Here is a 20,802-nt window from a genome sequence, read left to right on the forward strand (position 1 = left end):
TGATTCAGCCGCGGATCTGCCGGCGATTGCGTTCGCTGACCTCGGCGTACCGCGCAGCGAGATCCGTGGTGTCCGACAACTCAGCGGAGATCGTTTGTTCGGCGGCCAACGCCGGATCGGTGACCGCAGCCGCTCCGGTCGCGTAGATTTCCTTCAGCCCGGCCATGATCGGCGCCGGCACCTCGGCGATCTGACCGGCCAACTCGACGGCCCGCGCCAGCAACCGCTCATGCGGGACGACCTCGGTCACCAGCCCGATCCGTTCGGCGCGCGCGGCGTCCACGACCTCGCCGGTCATCGACAGCCGACGCGCCGTCGCCGCGCCGACCAACTGCGGCAGCCGCGCGGTCATCCCGCCGCCGGGCAGGATCCCGACGCGTGCATGGGTATCGGCGAACATCGCGCGCTCCGAAGCAATCAGGAAGTCGCAGCCCAACGCCATCTCCAAGCCTCCGGTGAACACCGGGCCGTTGATCGCGCCGACGATCGGCGTGCTCATCCGGGCTGTCCGGGTGATGCAGTTGTGGGATCGGTAACGCTCGAAATACGCCGGGCCCTCACGTTGCGCCTGCTTGAGGTCGACGCCTGCGCAAAATGCCGGGTCGATCCCGGTGAGCACGACGGCGCGCACTGACGAGTCGCAGTCGGCGTCGCACAGCGCCGCAAACAGCGTCTCGATCAGCTCGCTGTTCAACGCATTTCGCGCCTCGGGGCGGTTCATCAACAACACGCGCACGGGGCCGCAGTCGTCGACGAGGACCAATTGCCGGGTAGCCATCGTCGTCAGTGGACGAAGACCGTCGCGAGGTCGACCAGGTCGAACAACGGCTGCGGGACGATCCCCAGAATGACGGTGACCGCGGCGCATACCGCGATCGCGGCCTTGCTCAACGTGCCCGGAACCACGACGTGCGGTGTGTCGGTGGATGGCTCGGTGAAGAACATCAACAGGATCACCCGCACGTAGAAGTACGCCGCGACGCCGCTGGCGACCACACCGATGACCACCAGCGGTACCGCTCCACCCTCGGCGGCGGCCTTGAACACCGCAAACTTGCTGACGAAGCCGCTGGTCAGCGGTATGCCCGCGAAGGCCAGCAAGAACAGCGAAAACATCACTCCGACAATGGGGGAGCGTCGTCCCAGTCCGCCCCACCGCGACATGTCGGCGTCCTCCCGGCCGTCAGCGCTGCGGATCAAGCCAAGGATGGCGAATGCGCCGACCGTGCTGAAGCTGTAGGCGATCAGGTAGAACAGCGTCGATGAGACACCGGCGGGGATATCGGCGACAACCCCGGTCAGGACGAAACCGACATGGGCGACCGACGAGTACGCCAACATGCGTTTGACGTCGGTCTGATTCACCGCAGTGATGGTTGCGACCACCATTGTCAGAATCGAGATCGTCCACAACACCGGCCGCCACTGGTCGTGTAGCGGCGGCAACGCGACGTAGACCACCCGTAACAGTGCGCCGAACGCAGCGACCTTCGTTGCGGCGGCCATGAACCCGGTGATCGGAGTCGGAGCGCCGACGTAGACGTCGGGGATCCAGGAGTGGAACGGAACCGCGCCGACCTTGAACAGCAGCCCGACCGCCAGCAGGGCGACACCGACCAATGCCATCGAGTTGTTGACAGCCAGCATGGCCAGTCCATCCCGGATACCGGATAGCGCCAGCGTGCCGGTCGCACCGTAGAGCAATGCCGCGCCGTAAAGGAAGAATGCCGACGAGAACGCTCCCAGCAGGAAGTACTTGATCGCGGCTTCCTGGGACATTAGCCGACGGTGCCGGGCCAGCCCACACAAGAGATACAGCGGCAACGACAGGACTTCCAGCGCGATGAACATTGTCAGCAGGTCGTTGGCGGCCGGAAACACCATCATGCCGCCGACGGCCAGCATGGTGAGCGGAAAGACTTCGGTCTGGGCGGCGCCGGCGCGGGCCGCCTCGCGCTCGGCTATACCGCCGGGAATTGCAGATGCCTGCGGCGTAAAGGAATCCAAACCGGCGGCATGCTCGGCGACAGCGAGAGCGGCACCGGGTCCGGCGGCGTCACTTAGCGGAGCACGTTCGCCGATGAAGATGACCGCCATGATCGCAACCAGCACCACCGTGCCCTGCAAGACCAACGCCGGCCGGTCGACACCGACCGCCCCCAACACGGCGCTCTGACCCGATGGTTGGCTGTTGGCGGCGACCACGATGATCGCGATGAACGCGGCGACCAATCCACCCAGGGCCAGCGTCATCTGCGCGCCGTAGCGGAACCGCCGCGGCAGGAACGCCTCCAGCAGAACGCCGGCCACCGCGACGCCGAAGACGATCAACATCGGTAACAGCAGGAAATATTCGACGCTGGGCGTGTTCATCGGGCCGGTCCTTCGGCACTATGTGGCGTGGGATCGTACTGTCCGATCGTGGTCATAGTGTGCCCGACCGCCGGGTTGATGATGTCCAGCACCGGTTTGGGGTAGAACCCGAGGAACAGCAGCAGCGCGATGAGCGGTGCGACGACGAGAACTTCGCGTGGCACCAAGTCACGAATCCGTTCGTTGCCCTGCGTGACCGGCCCGGTCATCACTCGCTGGTAGAGCCACAGCATGTAGATCGATGACAGCACCAACGCGGTGGTACCGAACACAGCCACCAGCCAGTATCTATTGAATGTGCCCAGCAGAACCAGGAATTCGCTGATAAACGGCGCCAGCCCGGGCAGTGACAGGGTGGCCATCGCGGCGACCAGGAAGGTGCCCGCCAGCACCGGAGCCACCTTCTGCACACCGCCGAACGCACTGATCGACCGGGTGCCGCGCCGGGTGATCAGGAACCCCGCGATGAGGAATACCGCGGTGGTGGACAGGCCGTGGTTGACCATGTACAGCGTCGATCCGCTCTGGCCCTGGCTGGTCATCACGAAGATACCCAGGATGATGAAGCCGAAGTGCGAGATCGACGTATAGGCGATCAGTCGCATGATGTCGGACTGGCCGATCGCCACCATCGCGCCGTAGACCACACCGATCACGGCCAGTACGACGATCAGTGGGCGGAAATACGTTGATGCGTCGGGGAACAGCTGCAGGCAGTAACGCAGCATCCCGAAGGTGCCGACCTTGTCCATCACCGCCATCATCAGCACAGCGGTCGCCGGTGTGGCTTCTACTGCGGCGTCGGGCAGCCAGCGGTGGAACGGCCACAGCGGCGCCTTGATCGCGAATGCGAACATGAAGCCGCCGAACAGCGCCTTGAGTACTAATGGATCTACGTTGGTCGAACCCGGTGAGAACGCCGCGACGACCGCACGAAAATCGAATGTGCCGGCGCCCTGCTGCGCGGTCACCACGTATACCCCGATCACCGCGGCCAGCATGATCAGGCCACCGAACAGGTTGTACAGCAGGAACTTCAGCGCCGCCTGCGAACGCTGTGAGCCGTTGCCGAAGCCACCGATAAGGAAGTACATCGGGACGAGCATGGCCTCGAAGAACACGTAGAACAGCAGCACGTCCAGCGAGACCAGGGAGATCAGCACCATCGACTCGACCGTCAGCGTCAACGCGACGTAGGCATGCACCCCGCGGGTGCGTTCGCCGCCGTCGTTCCAGCCCGCCAGGACCAGCAGCGGCACCAGGACCGCCGTCAGCAGCACCAGCACTACCGCGATTCCGTCAACCCCGAGGGTGTAGCCGGCGCCGAACGCCGGTATCCAGGAATGGTTTTCGACGAACTGGTAAGAAGGCCCGGTGGCCGTGCTGTCAAAACCGGTGGTGACGACGATCGCGACCGCCAGCACAATCAAGCTCACCACCAGTCCGGTCCACTTGGCCAGTCGCGGCTGGCCGGCGGGCAGCACAATGACCAACCCGGCACCGATGATCGGCACCAGCCACAGCACACTCAGCCAGGGGGTGTTCACCACAGCCGCACCGCCAGGATCACCGCGACCACCAGGACCGCGCCGCCCAACATCGTCAGCGCATACGAGCGGGCGAAGCCGGTTTGCAGTCCGCGTAGCCACTGCGACGTTCGGCTCACCAGCGCCGCCAGTGCGTTGACCGAGCCGTCCACACCCCGGTCGTCGATGTCGACGAGGGTGCGGGCCAGTTGCGCACCGGGCCGCATGAGCACCTCTTCGTTGAAGGCGTCGCCGTAGAGGTCCTTGCGGGCGGCGACGGTGAGCACCGACACGTCGGTGGGTGCGGTTTCGGGTACCGGCCGGGTCGTGTACATCCGGTAAGCCACGAACACGCCCACCAGCACCACGGCCAGGGTCACGATGGCGCTGACCCAGGCCGGGATGACATGCGTGGCTTCGTGGCTGCCGGCGATCGGTTCGACAACGGGTGCAAGCCAGTGCTGTAGGGTGCCGCCGATCGCCAGCAAACCGCCGGAGAACACCGCGCCGACGGCGAGCAGGATCATCGGCCAAGTCATCACCCGGGGCGCTTCGTGCGGATGCGTGTCAGCAGCCCAACGCTTTTGGCCGTGGAAGGTCAGCATCATCACCCGGGTCATGTAGAACGCGGTGATGCCGGCGCCCAGCACCGCCGCGGCCGCCAGGATCGTGCCCTGCAATCCGCCGGCGCCCAGCGCGGCCTCGATGATGGCATCTTTGGAGTAAAAACCGGAGAACGGCGGTATCCCGATGATCGCCAGATAGCAGAACCCGAACGTGGCGAACGTGACCGGCAGGAAAGCGCGCAGGGCGCCGTAGCGGCGCATGTCCTGCTCGTCGTTCATCCCGTGCATCACCGCGCCGGATCCCAGGAACAGCCCGGCCTTGAAGAAGCCGTGGGTGAGCAGGTGCAGGATGGCGAAGGCGTAGCCGGCCGCGCCCAGGCCGGCGGCGAGCACCATATAACCGATCTGGCTGATCGTCGAAGCGGCCAGTGCGCGTTTGATGTCGTCCTTCGCACAGCCGATGATGGCGGCGAACAGCAGCGTCGCCGCACCGACCACTACCACCGCCAGCCGGGCGTCGGGGGAGAGGTCATAGAGCGGACCCGACCGAACGATCAGGTAGACCCCGGCGGTCACCATGGTCGCGGCGTGGATCAGCGCCGACACCGGGGTGGGACCCTCCATGGCGTCGAACAACCAAGCTTGCACCGGTATCTGGGCCGACTTGGCGCAGGCTCCGAGGAGCAGCAGCAACCCGATCGCGGTCAGCATGCCGCGCCCGGCGCTGTGAGCGGCGGCGAACACCCCGTCGAACTGCAGGGTGCCGAAGCTGGCGAACATGGCGAACATGGCCAGCGACAGCCCGAAGTCGCCGACGCGGTTGCTCACGAACGCCTTCTTGCCCGCCGTCGCGGCGATCGGCTTCTGGTACCAGAAGCCGATCAGCAGATAGGACGCCAGGCCCACACCTTCCCAGCCGACGTAGAGCCCCAGGTAGTTGTCGGCGACCACCAGCAGCAACATCGCGGCGATAAACAGGTTCATGTACGCGAAAAACCGTCTGCGGTCGGGGTCTTCGGCCATGTACCCGATCGAGTAGATATGGATCAGCGCCCCGACGCCGGTGATCAACAGCACGAAGCAGATCGAGAGTTGGTCTACCAGCACCCCGAAGTCGACCTGCAACCCGGCGACCGGCACCCAACTGAACAGGTTCGGGTGGATGGTCCGCTGGGAGCCGGACCGACCCAGCATGTCGGCCAGCAGCACCAGACCCAGCGCGAACGACGCCAGGACGGTGGCGCAACCGAGCAGGTGTCCCCACCGGTCGGTGCGTCGACCGCCGACTAACAGAATCAGCGCGCCCGCCGACGGTAGTGCCACCAGCAGCCAGCTCAGATGTGTCATCGCTGTGCTTTCAGCCTTTGAGTAGGTTCACGTCGTCGACCGAAGCCGACTTGCGGGCACGGAAGATCGTCATGATGATGGCCAGGCCCACCACCACTTCGCAGGCGGCGACGACCATCGTGAAGAACGCGACCATCTGGCCGTCGAGATGCCCGTGCATGCGGGCGAAAGTGACGAATGCCAGGTTGACGGCATTGAGCATCAGCTCGATGCACATGAACATCACGATCGCGTTGCGCCGCAACAACACACCGGCCGCACCGATGGTGAAGAGTAATGCCGAAAGATAAAGGTAGTTCGCGGGGTTCATTGGCGCGGACCGTCTCCTTCCGAGCTCTGCTCTGAACCGTCGCCGGAGTCGGGGCTCGAGGCGTTCCCCGCTTGGCTGACTGTTCGGTGCTGGAACACCGACGACACCGACAGCTTCGAGAAGGAGCCGTCAGGCAGCAGCGCGGCCACGTCGACGGCGTTGTGGCGGGCGTAGACCCCGGGAGTCGGCAACGGTGTGGGGTAGTGGCCATGCTGGAAGCGCTGGATGGACAACTCTCGCTGCGTCAGGCGAGGGGTGAATCGCTCACGGTGCGCCAGCACCATCGCCGCCAGCACCGCCGTGATCAACAGCGCGCTGGTCAACTCGAATGCCCATAGGTAGCGGGAGAAGATCAGAGCGGCCAGGCCTTCGACGTTGTGGGTCTTATCGACGGCTGGCAACCCGCTGAACACCGTTGTCGTAGCGCCGATTCCGGCGATCAACAGGATGCCGAATCCAACCCCGGCGACGACAGAGGCGATGCGTTGTCCCCGTAGCGTTTCCACCAGCGACTCCGCCGAATCGACACCGATCAGCATCATCACGAACAGGAACAGCATCATCACCGCGCCGGTGTAGACGACGACCTGAACCACGCCGAGAAACATTGCGTCCTGCACGAAGTAAAACACCGCCAGGATCAGCATCGTCATGGCCAAAAACATCGCCGAGTACACGGCTTTGGCCGCCATCACCACCCCGAGCGCACCGATCAGCGCCACGGCGCCCAGGACCCAGAATGTCACCGCCTCGCCGATGGTGGTGCGAACGAGAGTATCGGCGGCCAGCAGCTCGCCGCTCAGCGGGATCATCAGGCTTTACCTTGCTTCGCCCTGTCGAGCAGGGCAAAGAGATCCGGGTTGTCGCGCAAGCCATCCGGGCCGACTGACCCCAGGTAGTAGTCGGCCTGGGTGGCTCCGGGCGGCATCGCGTGCGGTGGTGTCGTCATGCCCGGCTCGAGTGGCGCCAATAGCATTTCTCGGTCGTAGATCAGATCGGCGCGGTTGTCGTCGGCCATTTCGTAAAAGTTGGTCATGGTCAACGCCCGCGTCGGGCAGGCCTCGACGCAGTACCCGCAGCCGATGCAGCGCAGGTAGTTGATCTGGTAGACGCGACCGTAGCGCTCCCCGGGAGAGAACCGTTCCTCGTCGGTGTTGTCGGCGCCCTCCACATAGATGGCATCGGCCGGGCAGGCCCATGCGCACAACTCGCAGCCGATGCACTTCTCCAGGCCGTCCGGCCACCGGTTGAGTTGATGGCGGCCGTGCCAGTGTGGCACCGGTTTCTTCTTCTCCGGATAGCCGTCGTTGATCGGCTTTTTGAACATCGTCGACAGCGTGACGCCGAATCCCGCGAGGGCATCTTTGAAGTTAGCCACTGGCATCCTCCTTGCTGACGACAACGGGCGTGCGCCCTGGTAGCGGCGGCGTCGGGAATCCACCGTCGAAGACTTTGGCGGTGCTGACCGGCGCCATCTCCGATGGATGAACGTTCACTGCGCTGAACCGTCTATGCAGGCCCACCAGCAGCACCAGGGTGGTAACGGTACTGGTGATGGCGAGCACGATCTCCCAGTGCGGGTAGCCGTCGTTGCGGATGCTGCGGACCACCGCGGCGGCCACCACCCACACCAGCGCCACCGGGATGAGGATCTTCCAGCCCAGCGCCATGAACTGGTCGTAGCGCAACCGCGGCAGCGTGGCGCGCAGCCAAATGAAGACGAACAGGAACCCCCACACCTTGACGGTGAACCAGAGCACCGGCCACCAGGCCTGGCTGGCGCCCGCCCACATGTTGATCGGCCAGGGTGCGTGCCACCCGCCGAAGAACAGGGTGACGGCCAACGCCGAAACCGTGGTCATGTTGATGTATTCGCCGAGGAAGAACAGCGCGAACTTCAGCGACGAGTATTCGGTGTGGAAGCCCCCGACCAGCTCGCCTTCGGCCTCGGGCAGATCGAACGGCGCCCGGTTGGTTTCGCCGACCATCGAGACCAGGTAGACGAAAAACGAAGGCAGCAACAAAAATACGAACCAGACCTTGTCCTGCGCGGATACGATCCCGGACGTGGACATGGTGCCGGCGTAGAGGAACACCGATGCGAACGCCAGTCCCATCGCCACCTCGTAGGAGATCACCTGGGCGGTGGACCGTATCCCGCCCAGCAGCGGGTAGGTGGAGCCGGACGACCAGCCGGCCAGGATGATTCCGTACACCCCAATGGACGACATCGCCAGGATGAACAGCACCGCGATCGGCAGATCGGTCGTCTGCAACGCGGTGCGATGACCGAACACGCTCACCTCGGGGCCGAACGGGATCACGACGAACGCGGTGATCGCCGGCACCACCGAGATGATCGGGGCCAGCAGGTAGACGATCTTGTCGACGTCGGTGGGAGTGATGTCCTCCTTGAGGGCCAGCTTGATCCCGTCGGCCAGGCTCTGCAGCCATCCCTTCGGCCCGACCCGGTTGGGGCCGGGTCGCATCTGCATGTGGCCCAATACTTTTCGCTCGATGACGATCGCCAGGAGCACGGTCAGCACCAGGAACCCGAAAACGGCGATGGCCTTGGCGATGATCAACCACCAGACATCTTGTCCGAAGCTATTCATGAGCGCCGCTTCCAATCTGCACCACCGCACCCGAGGCGACTCCCAGTTGCTGGTGTACCGCCGAGCCGGCCGAGTTCATCGGCAGCCACACCACGCGATCCGGCATATCGGTGATCACCAGTGGCAGGCAGATCGAGCCGCGCGAGGTGCGCACGCTCACCGAATCGCCTTCGGCTGCGCCGATCTCGGTGGCTGTGTCGGCCGACAGCCGCACCACGGGCTTACGCGCCGTGCCGGCCAGGTTCGGTTCGCCGTCCTGCAGTCGGCCCGCGTCCAGCAGCATCCGCCAACTCGCCAGCAAAGCTTCACCCCGGCCCGGCTGCGGTGGTTCACCGGCTGTCACATCGGGATCACTGACCCGCCCGCCATCCCAGGCGCCGAGCCGTTGCAGCTCTTCGTGAGCCGCGGCAGGCGTGGGCAGACCCAGCGCAACACCCATTTCGTCGGCCAGCCAGTCGAGCACCCGCAGGTCGGCGATAGCACCGGTATCGCGCAAGGCGGCCTCGAAGTTGCGGTGGCGTCCTTCCCAGTTCACGAACGTGCCCGACTTCTCCACTGCCGGCGCGATCGGGAACACCACGTCGGCGCGTTCGGTGACGTCGCTGGGCCGCAACTCCAGGCTGACCAGGAAATCCACGTTATCCAGGGCGGCCAGCGCGAGGGCGGGATCGGCCAGATCGGCCGCTTCTAACCCACCGACCAGCAGTGCGTCCAGCGTGCCATCGGCGGCCGCAGCCAGAATCGCGTCGGTGTCGCGGCCCGGCGCCGACGGTAATGCCTCGATATGCCACTGCTCGCAAATCTGTGCCCGGGCGGCGGCGTCGCCCACCGGGCGGCCACCAGGCAGCAGCCCGGCCAGCGCGCCGGCATCCAGCGCACCCCGCTCGCCCGCGCGCCGGGGCACCCACGCCACCCGGGCGCCGGTGGCGTCGGCCAGCCGAACCGCCGCCGACAGGCCACCCGGCACGGTCGCAAGCCGTTCCCCGACCATGACCACCGCGCCGGGTTGTCGCAGCAGCTCACCGATTTCGCCGTTGTGCAGACCGTCCAGCGCGGTCGCCTCCGCGCCCGGCGTTGTCTGTATCAGCGTTCCCCGCATCTTCTCCAAGCCGCGGTCCGCGTACGGGGCGACTGCATAGATCCGGGTCTGATGTTTGCGGGCTGCTTTGCGCAGTCGCAGGAAGACGATCGGCGACTCCTCCTCGGGTTCGAACCCGACCAGCAGCACAACCGGCGCGGCTTCCAACGCGGTGTAGCTGACGTCGACCGGCTTCCCGGCGACCCGGGCTGCCAGGAAGGCCGCCTCTTCGGTCGAATGGGGCCGCGTACGAAAGTCAATGTCGTTGCTGTCCAGTGCTACTCGGGCGAATTTGGCGTAGGCGTAGGCATCTTCGGTCGTCACTCGCCCACCGACCAGTACACCGGTGCGTCCCTGAGCGGCGGCCAGTCCACGCGCCGCCGTCGCCAGCGCATTCGGCCACGCGGTGGGCACCAGCGCGCCGTTCGTGTCACGGACCAGCGGAGTGGTGATCCGGTCGCGTTCGGTCGCGTAGGTGAACGCCCACCGGCCTTTGTCGCAGTTCCACTCCTCGTTGACCTGCGGGTCGTCGCCGGCCATCCGGCGCATCACCTTGCCACGGCGGTGATCGGTGCGCTGCGCACACCCGGACGCGCAGTGTTCGCACACGCTGGCGCTGGAGACCAGGTCGAACGGTCGCGCCCGGAACCGGTAGGAGGCCCCGGTCAGCGCACCCACCGGACAGATCTGCACGACGTTGCCGGAGAAGTAGGAATCGAACGGTTCGTCGGTGTAGATGCCCACCTGCTGCAGCGCACCGCGCTCGAACATCTCGATGAAGACATCGCCGGCGATCTCGTTGGCAACCCGGGTGCAGCGAGCGCACATTATGCAACGGTCCCGGTCCAGCAGCACTTGCTGCGAGATGTTGATCGGTTTGGGAAACACCCGTTTGGCATCCTCGAACCGGGTCTCCGTGCGCCCGTTGCTCATGGCCTGGTTCTGCAATGGGCACTCGCCACCCTTGTCACACACCGGGCAATCCAGCGGATGGTTGATCAGCAGCAGCTCCATCACCAGGTGTTGTGCTTTGTCGGCGGCTTCCGAGGTGTGCTGGGTCCGCACCACCATGCCGTCGGTTCCAGCGACTGCACATGACGGCTGCGGCTTGCGCTGGCCCTCGACCTCGACCATGCATTGCCGGCACCAGGCCACCGGATCCAGCAGCGGGTGATCACAGAACCGCGGGATCTGGATGCCGATCTGCTCTGCCGCCCGAATGATCAACGTGCCCTTGGGAACTGTCACCTTCTGGTCGTCGATGGTGAACGTCACCATCTCCGGGCGCGCGGGCTGGATCACGCCGCACCCCCCTTCGATCCATTGGGCATGAAAATGCTGGCATTCGGGTCGAACGGGCAGCTGCCCTGCTCGACGTGTGCGACGTACTCGTCACGGAAGTACTGGATCGATGACTGCACCGGCATGGCTGCGCCATCTCCTAACGCGCAGAACGACTTTCCGAACAGAACGTCAGCGATGTCGAGCAAGGTGTCCAGATCCTCACGGGTGCCACGGCCGGTTTCCAGCCGCTCGTAGATCGGCACCAGCCAGTAAGTACCCTCCCGGCACGGCGTGCACTTGCCGCAGGACTCATGTTTGTAGAACTCCGACCAGCGCATGGCCGCGCGCACCACGCAGGTGGTCTCGTCGAAAATCTGCAAGGCCTTGGTGCCCAGCATCGATCCGGCCGACGCCATGCCCTCGTAGTCCAGCGGGATGTCGAGGTGCTCCTCGGTCAGTATCGGTGTCGACGACCCGCCGGGTGTCCAGAACTTCAGCCGGTGCCGGTCGCGAATCCCGCCCGCGTAGTCGAGCAGTTCGCGCAGCGTGATACCCAGCGGGGCCTCATACTGGCCGGGGCGGTTGACGTGCCCGGACAGCGAATACAAGGTGAAGCCGCGTGATTTGTCGGTGCCCATCGAGCTGAACCAGTCCGCGCCGTTGAGCATGATCGGCGGCACGCTGGCAATGGATTCGACGTTGTTGACCACCGTCGGGCACCCGTAGAGCCCGGACACCGCCGGGAAGGGTGGCCGCAGCCGCGGCTGACCGCGGTTGCCTTCCAGGGAGTCGATCAGCGCGGTCTCCTCGCCGCAGATGTAGGCGCCCGCACCCGCGTGCACCACGACGTCGAGGTCGTAGCCGGAACCGCCGATGTTGCGTCCCAGGAAACCGGCGGCGTAGGCCTCGGCCACCGCGGCCTGCATCCGCCGCACCACCGACAGCACCTCGCCGCGTACATAGATGAACGCGTGGCTGGCCCGGATCGCGTAGCAGCAGATGATGACGCCCTCGATGAGCAGATGTGGCGTCGCCAGCATCAGCGGCATGTCCTTGCACGTTCCGGGTTCGGATTCGTCTGCGTTGACAAGCAAGTAGTGCGGCTTAGCGGCCGCGCCTTCAGTGCCCTGCGGGACGAACGACCACTTGGTTCCGGTGGAGAATCCCGCGCCGCCACGCCCGCGCAGACCGGAGGCTTTGACCGTCTCGATGACCGCGTCCGGTTCCATGGCGAGGGCCTTCTGCAGCCCGAGATAGCCGTCGTGACGGCGATACGTCGGAAGCGTCCACGACTCGGGCTCGTCCCAGTAGCGGCTCAGCACTGGCGTCAGCGGGGTGGCCGTCATTGACCGTCTCCGGGCTCCGGGGCCTGCATCCCGTTTTCGCGGGCGATCCGAAGTCCGGCCAACGTGGGCGCCCCGGGGCCACCCTGGCCGTCGTCGGGGCGTTCGTCGGGGAAGCCGGCCAGGATCCGCTCGGTCTGGCGGAAGCTGCACAGTGGCAACCCGCGGGTGGGTGTGGGAATTTCACCGGACCGCAGGGCATCGACGAGCGCACGTGCCGATTCGGGTGTCTGGTTGTCGAAGAACTCCCAGTTGACCACCATCACGGGCGCGTAGTCGCAGGCGGCGTTGCATTCGACGTGTTGCAGGGTGATCGAGCCGTCCGGCGTGGTCTGGTCGTTGTCGATGCCCAGATGTTCTTTGAGGGCCGCGAAGATGGCGTCGCCGCCCATCACCGCACACAGCGTGTTGGTGCAGACGCCCACCAGGTATTCGCCGGTGGGGTCGCGCCGGTACATCGTGTAAAAGGACGCCACGGCGGCAACCTGGGCGCTGGTCAGCCCGAGCTGATCGCCGCAGAATGCCAGGCCCGCCGGGGTGAGATAGGTGTCTTGCGCCTGCACCAGGTGCAGTAGTGGCAGGATCGCCGACCGCGGTTGCGGATAGCGGGCGATGATCTCCTTGGCGTCAGCCTCCAGTCGGGTCCGCACCTCGTCCGGATACGACCGCGGGGCATCGGGGTCGCTCTCGAACTGACCCGGTTCCTCGGGCGGGCGGCCGAGCTGGATGAACCGCCGCTCGCCGCCTTTGCCTGCGGTCGGCGGCATCAGCCGCCCCCGGCCGGTGTCCTGTCCCGTCGCGGTCACCGGTCGACCCCGCCCATGACCGGATCGATGCTGGCGACCGATGCGATCACGTCGGCGACCAATCCGCCCTCACACATCGCGGCGACAGCCTGCAAATTGGTGAACGACGGATCCCGGTAGTGCACGCGATAGGGGCGAGTGCCGCCGTCGCTGACCATGTGCACCCCGAGCTCGCCGCGCGGCGACTCCACCGAGATAAAAACCTGGCCGGGCGGCACCCAGATGTCTTCGGTGACCCGTTTGAAATGGTGGATCAGACCTTCCATCGAGTGACCCATGATCCAGGCGATGTGCTCGGGTGAGTTGCCCAGCCCGTCGGGGCCGAGTTTCAGGTCGGCGGGCCAGGCGATTTTGCGGTCTTGGATCATGACCGGACCGGGCCGTAACTTGTCCAGACATTGTTCGATGATCTTCAGCGACTCCTTGATCTCGTTGATGCGAATCAGGTAGCGGCCGTACGCATCACAGCCATCGTCGGTGATCACGTCGAATTCGTAGTCCTGGTAGCCGCAGTACGGCTCGTCGCGGCGCAGATCGTGAGGCAGCCCGGTGGACCGCAGAATCGGGCCGGTGATACCCAACGCCATGCATCCGGCTAGGTCGAGGTAGCCCACGCCCTTGGTACGGGCCTTCCAGATGTAGTTCTCGGTGAGGAGATCCTCGATGTCTTTGAGCCGCTTCGGCATCAGCTTGAGGAAGTCTCGGATTTGGGGGATCGCCTCGTCCGGCAAGTCCTGCGACACTCCGCCGGGCCGGATGTATTGGTGGTTCATCCGCAAGCCGGTGATCGTCTCGAAGATGTCGAGCACCAGTTCGCGTTCGCGGAAGCCGAACAACATCACGGTCAGCGCGCCCAATTCCATGCCGCCGGTGGCCAGCGCGACCAGATGCGAGGAGATCCGGTTCAGTTCCATCATCAGCACCCGAATCACGTTGACCCGCTCCGGGATCTGCTCGGCGATGTCGAGCAGCTTCTCCACACCCAGACAGAAGGCGACCTCGTTGAAGAACGGTGCCAGATAGTCCATCCGGGTCACGAACGTCGGGCCCTGGGTCCAGTAGCGGAATTCGAGGTTTTTCTCGATGCCGGTGTGCAGGTAGCCGATTCCGCAGCGGGCTTCGGTGACCGTTTCGCCCTCGAGTTCGAGGATCAGGCGCAGCACCCCGTGTGTCGACGGGTGCTGGGGCCCCATGTTGACGACGATGCGCTCGCCGGGATCCGCGGTGTGAGCTGCTTCGATGATTTGTTCCCAGTCCTGCCCGCCGACGGTCAGGACAGTCTCGCGCTTGCCGCCGGTGCCCGGGGGCGACGTGGTGGGCTCGCTCATCAGGTGTATGCCCTCCGCTGGTCGGGCGGGGGAATCTGCGCACCCTTGTATTCGACCGGGATACCGCCGAGCGGGTAGTCCTTGCGCTGCGGGTGACCCTGCCAGTCGTCGGGCATCTGGATACGTGTCAGCGACGGGTGGCCGTCGAAAATGATGCCGAAAAAGTCATAGGTCTCACGCTCGTGCCAGTCCGTGGTGGGGTACACGGCGAATAGCGACGGGATGTGTGGATCAGCGTCGGGCACAGCCACTTCCAGGCGGACGCGGCGGTTGTGGGTGATCGACTTCAGCGGGTACACCGCATGCAGCTCACGGTCGGTGTCGTGCGGGTAGTGCACTCCGCTCACACCCAGGCTCAGCTCGAAACGCAGGTCTGGTTCGTCGCGTAGCAGCTGGGCGACCGTTGGTAGCAACTCGCGGCCGACATGGAGCGTCAGTTCGCCACGAAACACCACGACTTTCTCGACGGCGTCGGCGAATTCGACGTCGTTTCGCTCGAGAGCTTCGGTCAAGTTGTCGACCACCTCGTCGAAATATCCGCCATAGGGCCGTGGGCTCCGGTCCGGGAACGCGACCTCGCGCACCAGTCGCCCGTATCCGGACGTGTCGCCGGTGCCCCGCGCACCGAACATGCCGCGACGGACCCCGATCACCTCACCGGCTTCGCCACCGGGGCCGTTACTCGGCTGGCTCACCGCAACAATCCCTTCATCTCCCAGGTGGACGGGGCCGACAGTGCCGCCTCTTCGGCCGCGGCGATTGCATGCTCACGGTTGACGCCCAGCGGCATCTCCTGAATCTTGTCGTGCAGCTTGAGCATTGCGTACATCAACATCTCCGGTCGGGGCGGGCAGCCCGGCAGGTAGATGTCGACCGGGACGACGTGGTCCACCCCCTGCAGGATGGCGTAGTTGTTGAACATGCCGCCCGAGGATGCACAAACCCCCATGGACAGCACCCATTTGGGCTCGACCATCTGGTCGTAGATCTGACGGAGCACCGGAGCCATCTTCTGGCTTACCCGGCCGGCCACGATCATCAGATCCGCCTGCCGCGGCGACGCCCGGAACACCTCCATCCCGAACCGGGACAGGTCGTAGTCCGGTGCCATCGTCGACATCATCTCGATCGCGCAGCAAGCCAAACCGAAGGTCGCCGGCCACAACGAACCCTTACGGAAATACCCGGCCAGAGACTCAACGGTGGACAGCAGCAGACCGCTGGGCAATTGCTCTTCGAGGCCCACGTGCCACCTCAATCCCAATTCAGGCCGCCGCGACGCCAGACGTAGGCGTAGGCGACGAATACGGCGGCGACGAACAACACCATCTCGACGAGTGCGAACACCCCCAGCCCGTCATAGGCGACCGCCCACGGGTAGAGAAAAACGATTTCGATGTCGAAAACGATGAACAGCATCGCGGTCAGGTAGTACTTCACCGGGAAACGCTGACCCGCCGCGGCGTGTGGGCCGCTGACCGGCTGGTCGGTGGGTTCGATGCCGCACTCGTAGGCTTCCAGCTTGGCCCGGTTATAGCGGGACGGCCCGGCGATCGATGCGGCGACGACCGAGAACACCGCGAACGCGGCCGCGAGCGCCCCGAGCACCAGGATGGGTAGGTAGAGATTCATCCCGGGTGGCACTCCCTCGTGGCAGTCGGTGTGAGCTCAAGCACAGCCTAGCGATCGTGTGCGCCGCTTTGCTCACGGGTCCGGTTGTGAGCTCGAACACAGCGTGGTGAGGGTGATGAGGCGGTTCGCGGTGTTTTTATCGAGACCAGTTACGAGCGTCAACGCGCGGCGCAAGGTCAGCGAATTACCAATGGCGGCAAGGTAGTCCGGGATTATGGTACCGACGTGCGCAGCAGCTCGAGCACCGCACGACCCAGCCGAATGGGGTCGATCGGATGTGGGACGGCGGCCTCGGCGCGTGACCACTTGGCCAGCCAGGCGTCGTCGGCGCGCCCGGTGAGCACTAGCACCGGCGGGCACTCCGCGACTTCGTCCTTTAGTTGTTTGGCGACGCCCATCCCGCCGGCCGGGGTGGCCTCGCCGTCGAGGATGGCCAGGTCGATGCCACCGGCGTCCACCTGCTGTATCACCATCGGTTCGGTCGCGACTTCGACATAGCTCACCTCGGGCAGATCCGGGTGGATGCGTTTGCCCAACGCCCGCATCACCTGTCGGCGGGTGTTCGCGTCATCGCTGTACACAAGGATCCGAAGCGGGTCGGTGGCAGGCACGGTGGAGATCGTATTACTGCCCTCGGACGAAGATTGCGTCGGCCGAGGCGGTCGCCGTCTTGCCGATCACGCCGAGCCGGTTCCAGTCCAGGTTGAACTGGGCGCGGTCAATCTTGGTTTTCGCCAAGACCCGCACCGAGCCGTCGCCGAGCACGGTGATCTTGACCGGCAACGGCAGCGCCGCATCGACCCCTTTGATGGTGAAGGTGGCTCGCAGGTCGGCGGCATTGCCGGTGGTCGGCTCCACGGCGGTGACGACGACGCTGATCTCCGGGAAGCGCTCGACGTCGAAGAAGTCAGCCGAGCGCAGGTGCTCGTCACGTTTGCGGATGCCGGTGCGCAACGATGCGGCCTTGATGTCGAGGCGGCCGAAGACGGCGCCCTTGCCGGTGATCTGGCCGTCGCCGTTGGCGTCGGTGAACCGGCCTTTGACGTTGATCAGGCCCCACATGTTGCGGATCTTGAAGCCCAACGTCGAGCGGTCGGGGACCAGGGTCCACACCCCGGCGGTGTCCGGGTCGCTCAGCAGTGTTTGCACAGTGGTCATCAGCACCTCCGTCGACCCGGCTCAGGTCTAATGGCCGGGCTTCTACTCATCGCGCTGCGCGCTCTGCATCGTCGCCCGGCTCAAGCTGAATTGCCGGGCTCCTCCTCATCGCGCTGCGCGCTCTGCATCGTCGCCCGGCTAGCTCATCAGCGGGGCAATTCCGGCCGGGTCGAAGTACTCGTCGATACGGCTGATCAGGGTATTGACACCCAACTTAATCACGATGCACACCCGCATGGCGATTGATTCCCCATTGTGGCCCGAGGCGTGCAGGATGTGCTGCTGGACGAACCCCGTGACGGGTCCGGAAAACAGCTGGCGGTCGAGGATCTCATAACGCCGGTCTGCGGTGACGTCGATGAACCAGCGCAACACTCGCAACGCGCGTTCTTTGTCGTCGTCGCTGCGCGCACCGGTCCGCCACACCGCGATGTCGTCGCTGAACAGGCGGCCCACGGTCGCCATATCGCTGTTCTCGATGGCCGTGAACAGCTGATCGGCCACGCGGGTGACGGCGTCGGCCTCTGCTGCGGACATGGCAGCTCCTCGGTGTCTTCGGGTCGTGCGTCCAGGCGCGGCCGCTGACGGGGCACCGACCAAGATGCGCCGGAAAGACGCTACATCCTCAGCGGCGCCTAGCCGGGCTTGACGCGTTGATCGATAATGTGCTGAGCCACACCCCCAAAATTTGTGGTAGAGGACCAGTGACCGATATCGGTAGCAAACGGCGAGGCCGCGACCAGATCAGTGCGGTGGTGACGGCGCATGGCGCCTTTACCCAGGCAGCCGTAGAGGCATCACAGTTGATGACCGCCAAGGGGCGGGGCAAATTCGCCGCGCATCTCGACCGTCATCGGGCCGAGCTGAACGTTGCGATTGGTGAATTCGGCTTGTGGGCGGAGAGTTTCGGCGACTGGGCGCGCGTTGACGTCGGCCACGCGATACGTCCGCCGGTGAGGAGCCAACCACCTGCGGTGGTGACCACTGATCGAATTGGCGCCGACTTGCTCTTCTCACGTGAGAACCTGAAGAAAAAGCGCTCAGCGCTGCTGGCCGAGTTAGGCAGGGCGCGTCGCGTTTTCGGCAGCGTTGGACTGCCAGCCGAAGAAATCTACGCCTATCGCCGCATGGTGCGGGTCTGGGCCGGTGAAGTAATCGACCTGGTGACCGGAGTCCATCGGCTAGCGCTTGCTGACCAATACATCCACTCCTTCGGCCGTTTGCGTGCTGCTCCGCAACTCCCCCCGGAGACACGGCGGATCGGGGCCCTACTGGTGGAGCAATGGATGGAAGACCTCGAGGCGACGGACCGCGAAGGTGAACTCGAGTTGGCCGAAACGTGTGGGTACGGCGACTTTGTCGAGTCTTACCGTGCCAATGTAGCTGCTTCGTAAGTCAATCCACTCCAGTTGTTATCACTGGCCGTCTTCGGCGCGATCGTATCCGGGGTGCGCGGCCGCTAACCGATGTTGTACCAGGGTGCGCAGACATGACGTCACGTCCCGGGCACTCTCATCAAGATCGCCGGCCCGGATGGCGGCGGCCAGCTGCGCCTCGTCCTCGAAGCCCAGCTGGGCCAGCGCCGCGCGTGCCATGTCGGCCTCAGTGTCGAGTAGTTCGCGCTCCACCATGCGCAGCGCATTGGCGGCGACCCGGGCGTGGAAGTTGACCGGCCCGCTGGTGGCCGCCCGGACATCGGTCTCGAGGAATTCGGCGGCCGCCGCGACGAGCTCGGCAGCGGTCGGCCGACCGAAAAAGCCCGTCACGGGCCGCTCCCGTCCAGCAAGGTGAGCAGGTCCCATTCCGTCTCGCAAACCCGTCGGCCGATCGTTGCCAGCTCGACCGACCGGCTCTGTCCGCTCAGGTGGCGCTCCGCCTGGTAGCGGCAGATAATGCCCCAACGCAGCGTGGCCAGCACCAGCCACCAGTGAAACGTCACCCGGTCGACCGTCGTCCCGCCGGCCTGCTCGTAGACGCCGAGAAAGCTTTCGATGCTGCCCAGGCCGCCGGCCCCGCGGCTGGCCGGCGCGCCGAAGCGCCAGGCCCGGATGCAGAACCAGGCCAGGTCTTCGTACACCTCGCCGATGTGCACCAGCTCCCAGTCGAGCACTGCCGCCAATGTGGATCCGTCGACGATCAGGTTGCCCATCCGGTAATCCCCGTGCACCAGGCGGACGGGCGACGGTGCCGGCCGGTGCGCGCCGAGCCAGCGAAACGCCCACTCGAACGTGGCGGTGGTATCGCCCATGACATCCAACCGGTCGCGCCACTCGCCGAGCTGGGTCTGGGTTTGCAGCTCCATGTTGCGCGGATCGGCCAGGTGGATGGCCGCCAGCGCCTGCGCGCACTGGCGCAGCAGGCTTTCCCGACCCGTGCGGTCAAGCTGGCGGTCGATGCGACGGACGATCGTCTCACCTTTGACCTCGTCACAGATCAGGAATGGATTACCAAGGGCCGCGGTGGAATTATCGGCGACCAGGATATGCGGGACCGGTGCGCCGACGACCGCGGCGGCCACCTGAACGCGGGCCTCGAGCTCCATCGGTGCGTGCACGTCGTCAGGCGGCCCGATGCGCAGGATCAGCGATCGCCGCCCCTTGGGTGTGACGGCGTCGAACGCCCAGGTGCTGCGGCTGGCCCCGCCGGTCAGCGCGTGTAGGTTGTCGATCGTGACGGGTCCCAGTGCCGGGTGCAGCACCGCCGGTAGGCTGTCGCGCAACCGCTCGACGGCTGCGGTCACCGGCGGCCCTTGTCGAACTTGAAGAGCCGCTGCGCGACCCGCCGGATCTGAATCTCCTCGGCGCCCTCGGTGATTCGGTAGCGGCGGTGGTGGCGGTAGATGTGCTCGAACGGTTCGTGGCGACTGTAACCGAGGCCGCCGAAGACCTGCATGGCCCGGTCGGCGGCGTCGCACACCAACCGGTTGGCGCGGTAATTGGCCATCGAGACCTTGTCGGAGACCTCCATGTGGTGGTCACGGTCCAAGTGCCAGGCCGCATACTGCACCAGCAGCCGAACCATCTGGGCTTCGGTCTGCAATTCGGCCAGCGGCCACTGGACAGCCTGGTTGACCGACAGCGGCTTGCCGAAAACCGTGCGGTGCCCCGCGTAGTCGGCGGCGCGGTCGATTCAGTAATGCGCCGCGCCGAGGCTGCTGGCCGCTTGCCGAATACGGTTCTCGTGCAGGAACGTCTGGGCGACCTCCAGGCCACGGTCCACCTCGCCGAGTACCGCGTCGGCAGGCACCCGCACATCTTTGAGCTCGACTTCGCCGTGATCGGTAGGCATGTTGAAGGTCCACCAGTAGTCCGGGACGACAAATCCGGGCGCATCGGTCGGGACCATAAACGCCGTGATGCCCCGGGGCTGCCCCGGCTCACCGGAGGTGCGGGCGAAGATCAGGTCGTGGGTGGCGCGGTGTACGCCGGTGTTGAAC

21 protein-coding genes and 1 pseudogene are annotated in these 20,802 nt (G+C 65.3%); 1 reads left to right on the forward strand and 21 read right to left on the reverse strand.

Annotated elements, in window-relative coordinates; translation table 11 throughout:
• Positions 1-4 precede the first annotated feature (4 nt).
• The 18 genes from ACRDTL_RS02025 to ACRDTL_RS02110 form a co-directional block, all read right to left on the reverse strand.
• A complete protein-coding gene (locus ACRDTL_RS02025) occupies positions 5-778 on the reverse strand; it encodes an enoyl-CoA hydratase (protein ID WP_431505056.1) in 774 nt (257 codons plus the stop codon).
• 5 nt (positions 779-783) lie between these two features.
• Entirely contained in the window at positions 784-2,373 is a 1,590-nt protein-coding gene (gene nuoN / locus ACRDTL_RS02030; protein ID WP_431505057.1) for an NADH-quinone oxidoreductase subunit NuoN, read from the reverse strand.
• The gene (locus ACRDTL_RS02035; protein ID WP_431505058.1) at positions 2,370-3,923 is read right to left on the reverse strand and encodes an NADH-quinone oxidoreductase subunit M; all 1,554 of its coding nucleotides are present in this window, start codon (positions 3,921-3,923) and stop codon (positions 2,370-2,372) included. The genes nuoN and ACRDTL_RS02035 overlap by 4 nt, the downstream gene beginning before the upstream one ends.
• Positions 3,917-5,812 (reverse strand): NADH-quinone oxidoreductase subunit L, encoded by a 1,896-nt coding sequence (gene nuoL, locus ACRDTL_RS02040; protein WP_431505059.1) that lies wholly within the window; start codon positions 5,810-5,812, stop codon positions 3,917-3,919. The genes ACRDTL_RS02035 and nuoL overlap by 7 nt, the downstream gene beginning before the upstream one ends.
• A 10-nt stretch (positions 5,813-5,822) precedes the next feature.
• On the reverse strand, positions 5,823-6,122 hold the full coding sequence (gene nuoK / locus ACRDTL_RS02045; RefSeq protein WP_431505060.1) for an NADH-quinone oxidoreductase subunit NuoK: 300 nt from the start codon (positions 6,120-6,122) through the stop codon (positions 5,823-5,825).
• Entirely contained in the window at positions 6,119-6,934 is an 816-nt protein-coding gene (locus ACRDTL_RS02050; protein ID WP_431505061.1) for an NADH-quinone oxidoreductase subunit J, read from the reverse strand. The genes nuoK and ACRDTL_RS02050 overlap by 4 nt, the downstream gene beginning before the upstream one ends.
• A complete protein-coding gene (gene nuoI, locus ACRDTL_RS02055; RefSeq protein WP_431505062.1) occupies positions 6,934-7,500 on the reverse strand; it encodes an NADH-quinone oxidoreductase subunit NuoI in 567 nt (188 codons plus the stop codon). Before nuoI ends, ACRDTL_RS02050 begins: the two co-directional genes overlap by 1 nt.
• Positions 7,493-8,737 (reverse strand): NADH-quinone oxidoreductase subunit NuoH, encoded by a 1,245-nt coding sequence (nuoH, locus tag ACRDTL_RS02060; RefSeq protein ID WP_431505063.1) that lies wholly within the window; start codon positions 8,735-8,737, stop codon positions 7,493-7,495. The genes nuoI and nuoH overlap by 8 nt, the downstream gene beginning before the upstream one ends.
• A complete protein-coding gene (locus ACRDTL_RS02065) occupies positions 8,730-11,093 on the reverse strand; it encodes an NADH-quinone oxidoreductase subunit G (protein ID WP_431505075.1) in 2,364 nt (787 codons plus the stop codon). The genes nuoH and ACRDTL_RS02065 overlap by 8 nt, the downstream gene beginning before the upstream one ends.
• A 20-nt stretch (positions 11,094-11,113) precedes the next feature.
• Positions 11,114-12,445, reverse strand: coding sequence for an NADH-quinone oxidoreductase subunit NuoF (nuoF, locus tag ACRDTL_RS02070; protein WP_431505064.1), 1,332 nt, complete (start codon positions 12,443-12,445; stop codon positions 11,114-11,116).
• A complete protein-coding gene (gene nuoE, locus ACRDTL_RS02075; protein WP_431505076.1) occupies positions 12,442-13,209 on the reverse strand; it encodes an NADH-quinone oxidoreductase subunit NuoE in 768 nt (255 codons plus the stop codon). Before nuoE ends, nuoF begins: the two co-directional genes overlap by 4 nt.
• A 35-nt stretch (positions 13,210-13,244) precedes the next feature.
• Positions 13,245-14,576, reverse strand: a complete 1,332-nt coding sequence (gene nuoD, locus ACRDTL_RS02080; protein WP_431505065.1) for an NADH dehydrogenase (quinone) subunit D — start codon at positions 14,574-14,576, stop codon at positions 13,245-13,247.
• Entirely contained in the window at positions 14,576-15,280 is a 705-nt protein-coding gene (locus ACRDTL_RS02085) for an NADH-quinone oxidoreductase subunit C (RefSeq protein ID WP_431505077.1), read from the reverse strand. The genes nuoD and ACRDTL_RS02085 overlap by 1 nt, the downstream gene beginning before the upstream one ends.
• The gene (locus tag ACRDTL_RS02090; RefSeq protein WP_431505066.1) at positions 15,268-15,822 is read right to left on the reverse strand and encodes a NuoB/complex I 20 kDa subunit family protein; all 555 of its coding nucleotides are present in this window, start codon (positions 15,820-15,822) and stop codon (positions 15,268-15,270) included. The genes ACRDTL_RS02085 and ACRDTL_RS02090 overlap by 13 nt, the downstream gene beginning before the upstream one ends.
• Positions 15,823-15,830: 8 nt before the next feature.
• Positions 15,831-16,208, reverse strand: coding sequence for an NADH-quinone oxidoreductase subunit A (locus ACRDTL_RS02095; protein ID WP_431505067.1), 378 nt, complete (start codon positions 16,206-16,208; stop codon positions 15,831-15,833).
• A gap of 212 nt (positions 16,209-16,420) precedes the next feature.
• Positions 16,421-16,819, reverse strand: a complete 399-nt coding sequence (locus ACRDTL_RS02100) for a hypothetical protein (RefSeq protein ID WP_431505068.1) — start codon at positions 16,817-16,819, stop codon at positions 16,421-16,423.
• Between the two features lie 13 nt (positions 16,820-16,832).
• Positions 16,833-17,366, reverse strand: a complete 534-nt coding sequence (locus tag ACRDTL_RS02105) for a YceI family protein (protein WP_431505069.1) — start codon at positions 17,364-17,366, stop codon at positions 16,833-16,835.
• 138 nt (positions 17,367-17,504) lie between these two features.
• Positions 17,505-17,903 carry a nuclear transport factor 2 family protein gene (locus ACRDTL_RS02110; RefSeq protein WP_431505070.1) on the reverse strand — a complete coding sequence of 133 codons (399 nt, stop codon included), beginning with the start codon at positions 17,901-17,903 and terminating at the stop codon, positions 17,505-17,507.
• A gap of 167 nt (positions 17,904-18,070) precedes the next feature.
• Here ACRDTL_RS02110 and ACRDTL_RS02115 point away from each other — a divergent pair, with 167 nt between their 5' ends.
• Positions 18,071-18,760 carry a hypothetical protein gene (locus ACRDTL_RS02115; protein WP_431505071.1) on the forward strand — a complete coding sequence of 230 codons (690 nt, stop codon included), beginning with the start codon at positions 18,071-18,073 and terminating at the stop codon, positions 18,758-18,760.
• Between the two features lie 21 nt (positions 18,761-18,781).
• On the opposite strand, the gene ACRDTL_RS02120 is transcribed toward ACRDTL_RS02115, so the two are convergent.
• The 3 genes and pseudogenes from ACRDTL_RS02120 to ACRDTL_RS02130 form a co-directional block, all read right to left on the reverse strand.
• Positions 18,782-19,132, reverse strand: coding sequence for a DUF6285 domain-containing protein (locus tag ACRDTL_RS02120; RefSeq protein WP_431505072.1), 351 nt, complete (start codon positions 19,130-19,132; stop codon positions 18,782-18,784).
• A complete protein-coding gene (locus ACRDTL_RS02125) occupies positions 19,129-20,085 on the reverse strand; it encodes a phosphotransferase family protein (RefSeq protein ID WP_431505078.1) in 957 nt (318 codons plus the stop codon). Before ACRDTL_RS02125 ends, ACRDTL_RS02120 begins: the two co-directional genes overlap by 4 nt.
• A 17-nt stretch (positions 20,086-20,102) precedes the next feature.
• Positions 20,103-20,802, reverse strand: a pseudogene (locus ACRDTL_RS02130) (acyl-CoA dehydrogenase); the annotation flags it as partial.

The organism is Mycobacterium sp., assembly GCF_050700595.1.
GTDB lineage: Bacteria > Actinomycetota > Actinomycetes > Mycobacteriales > Mycobacteriaceae > Mycobacterium.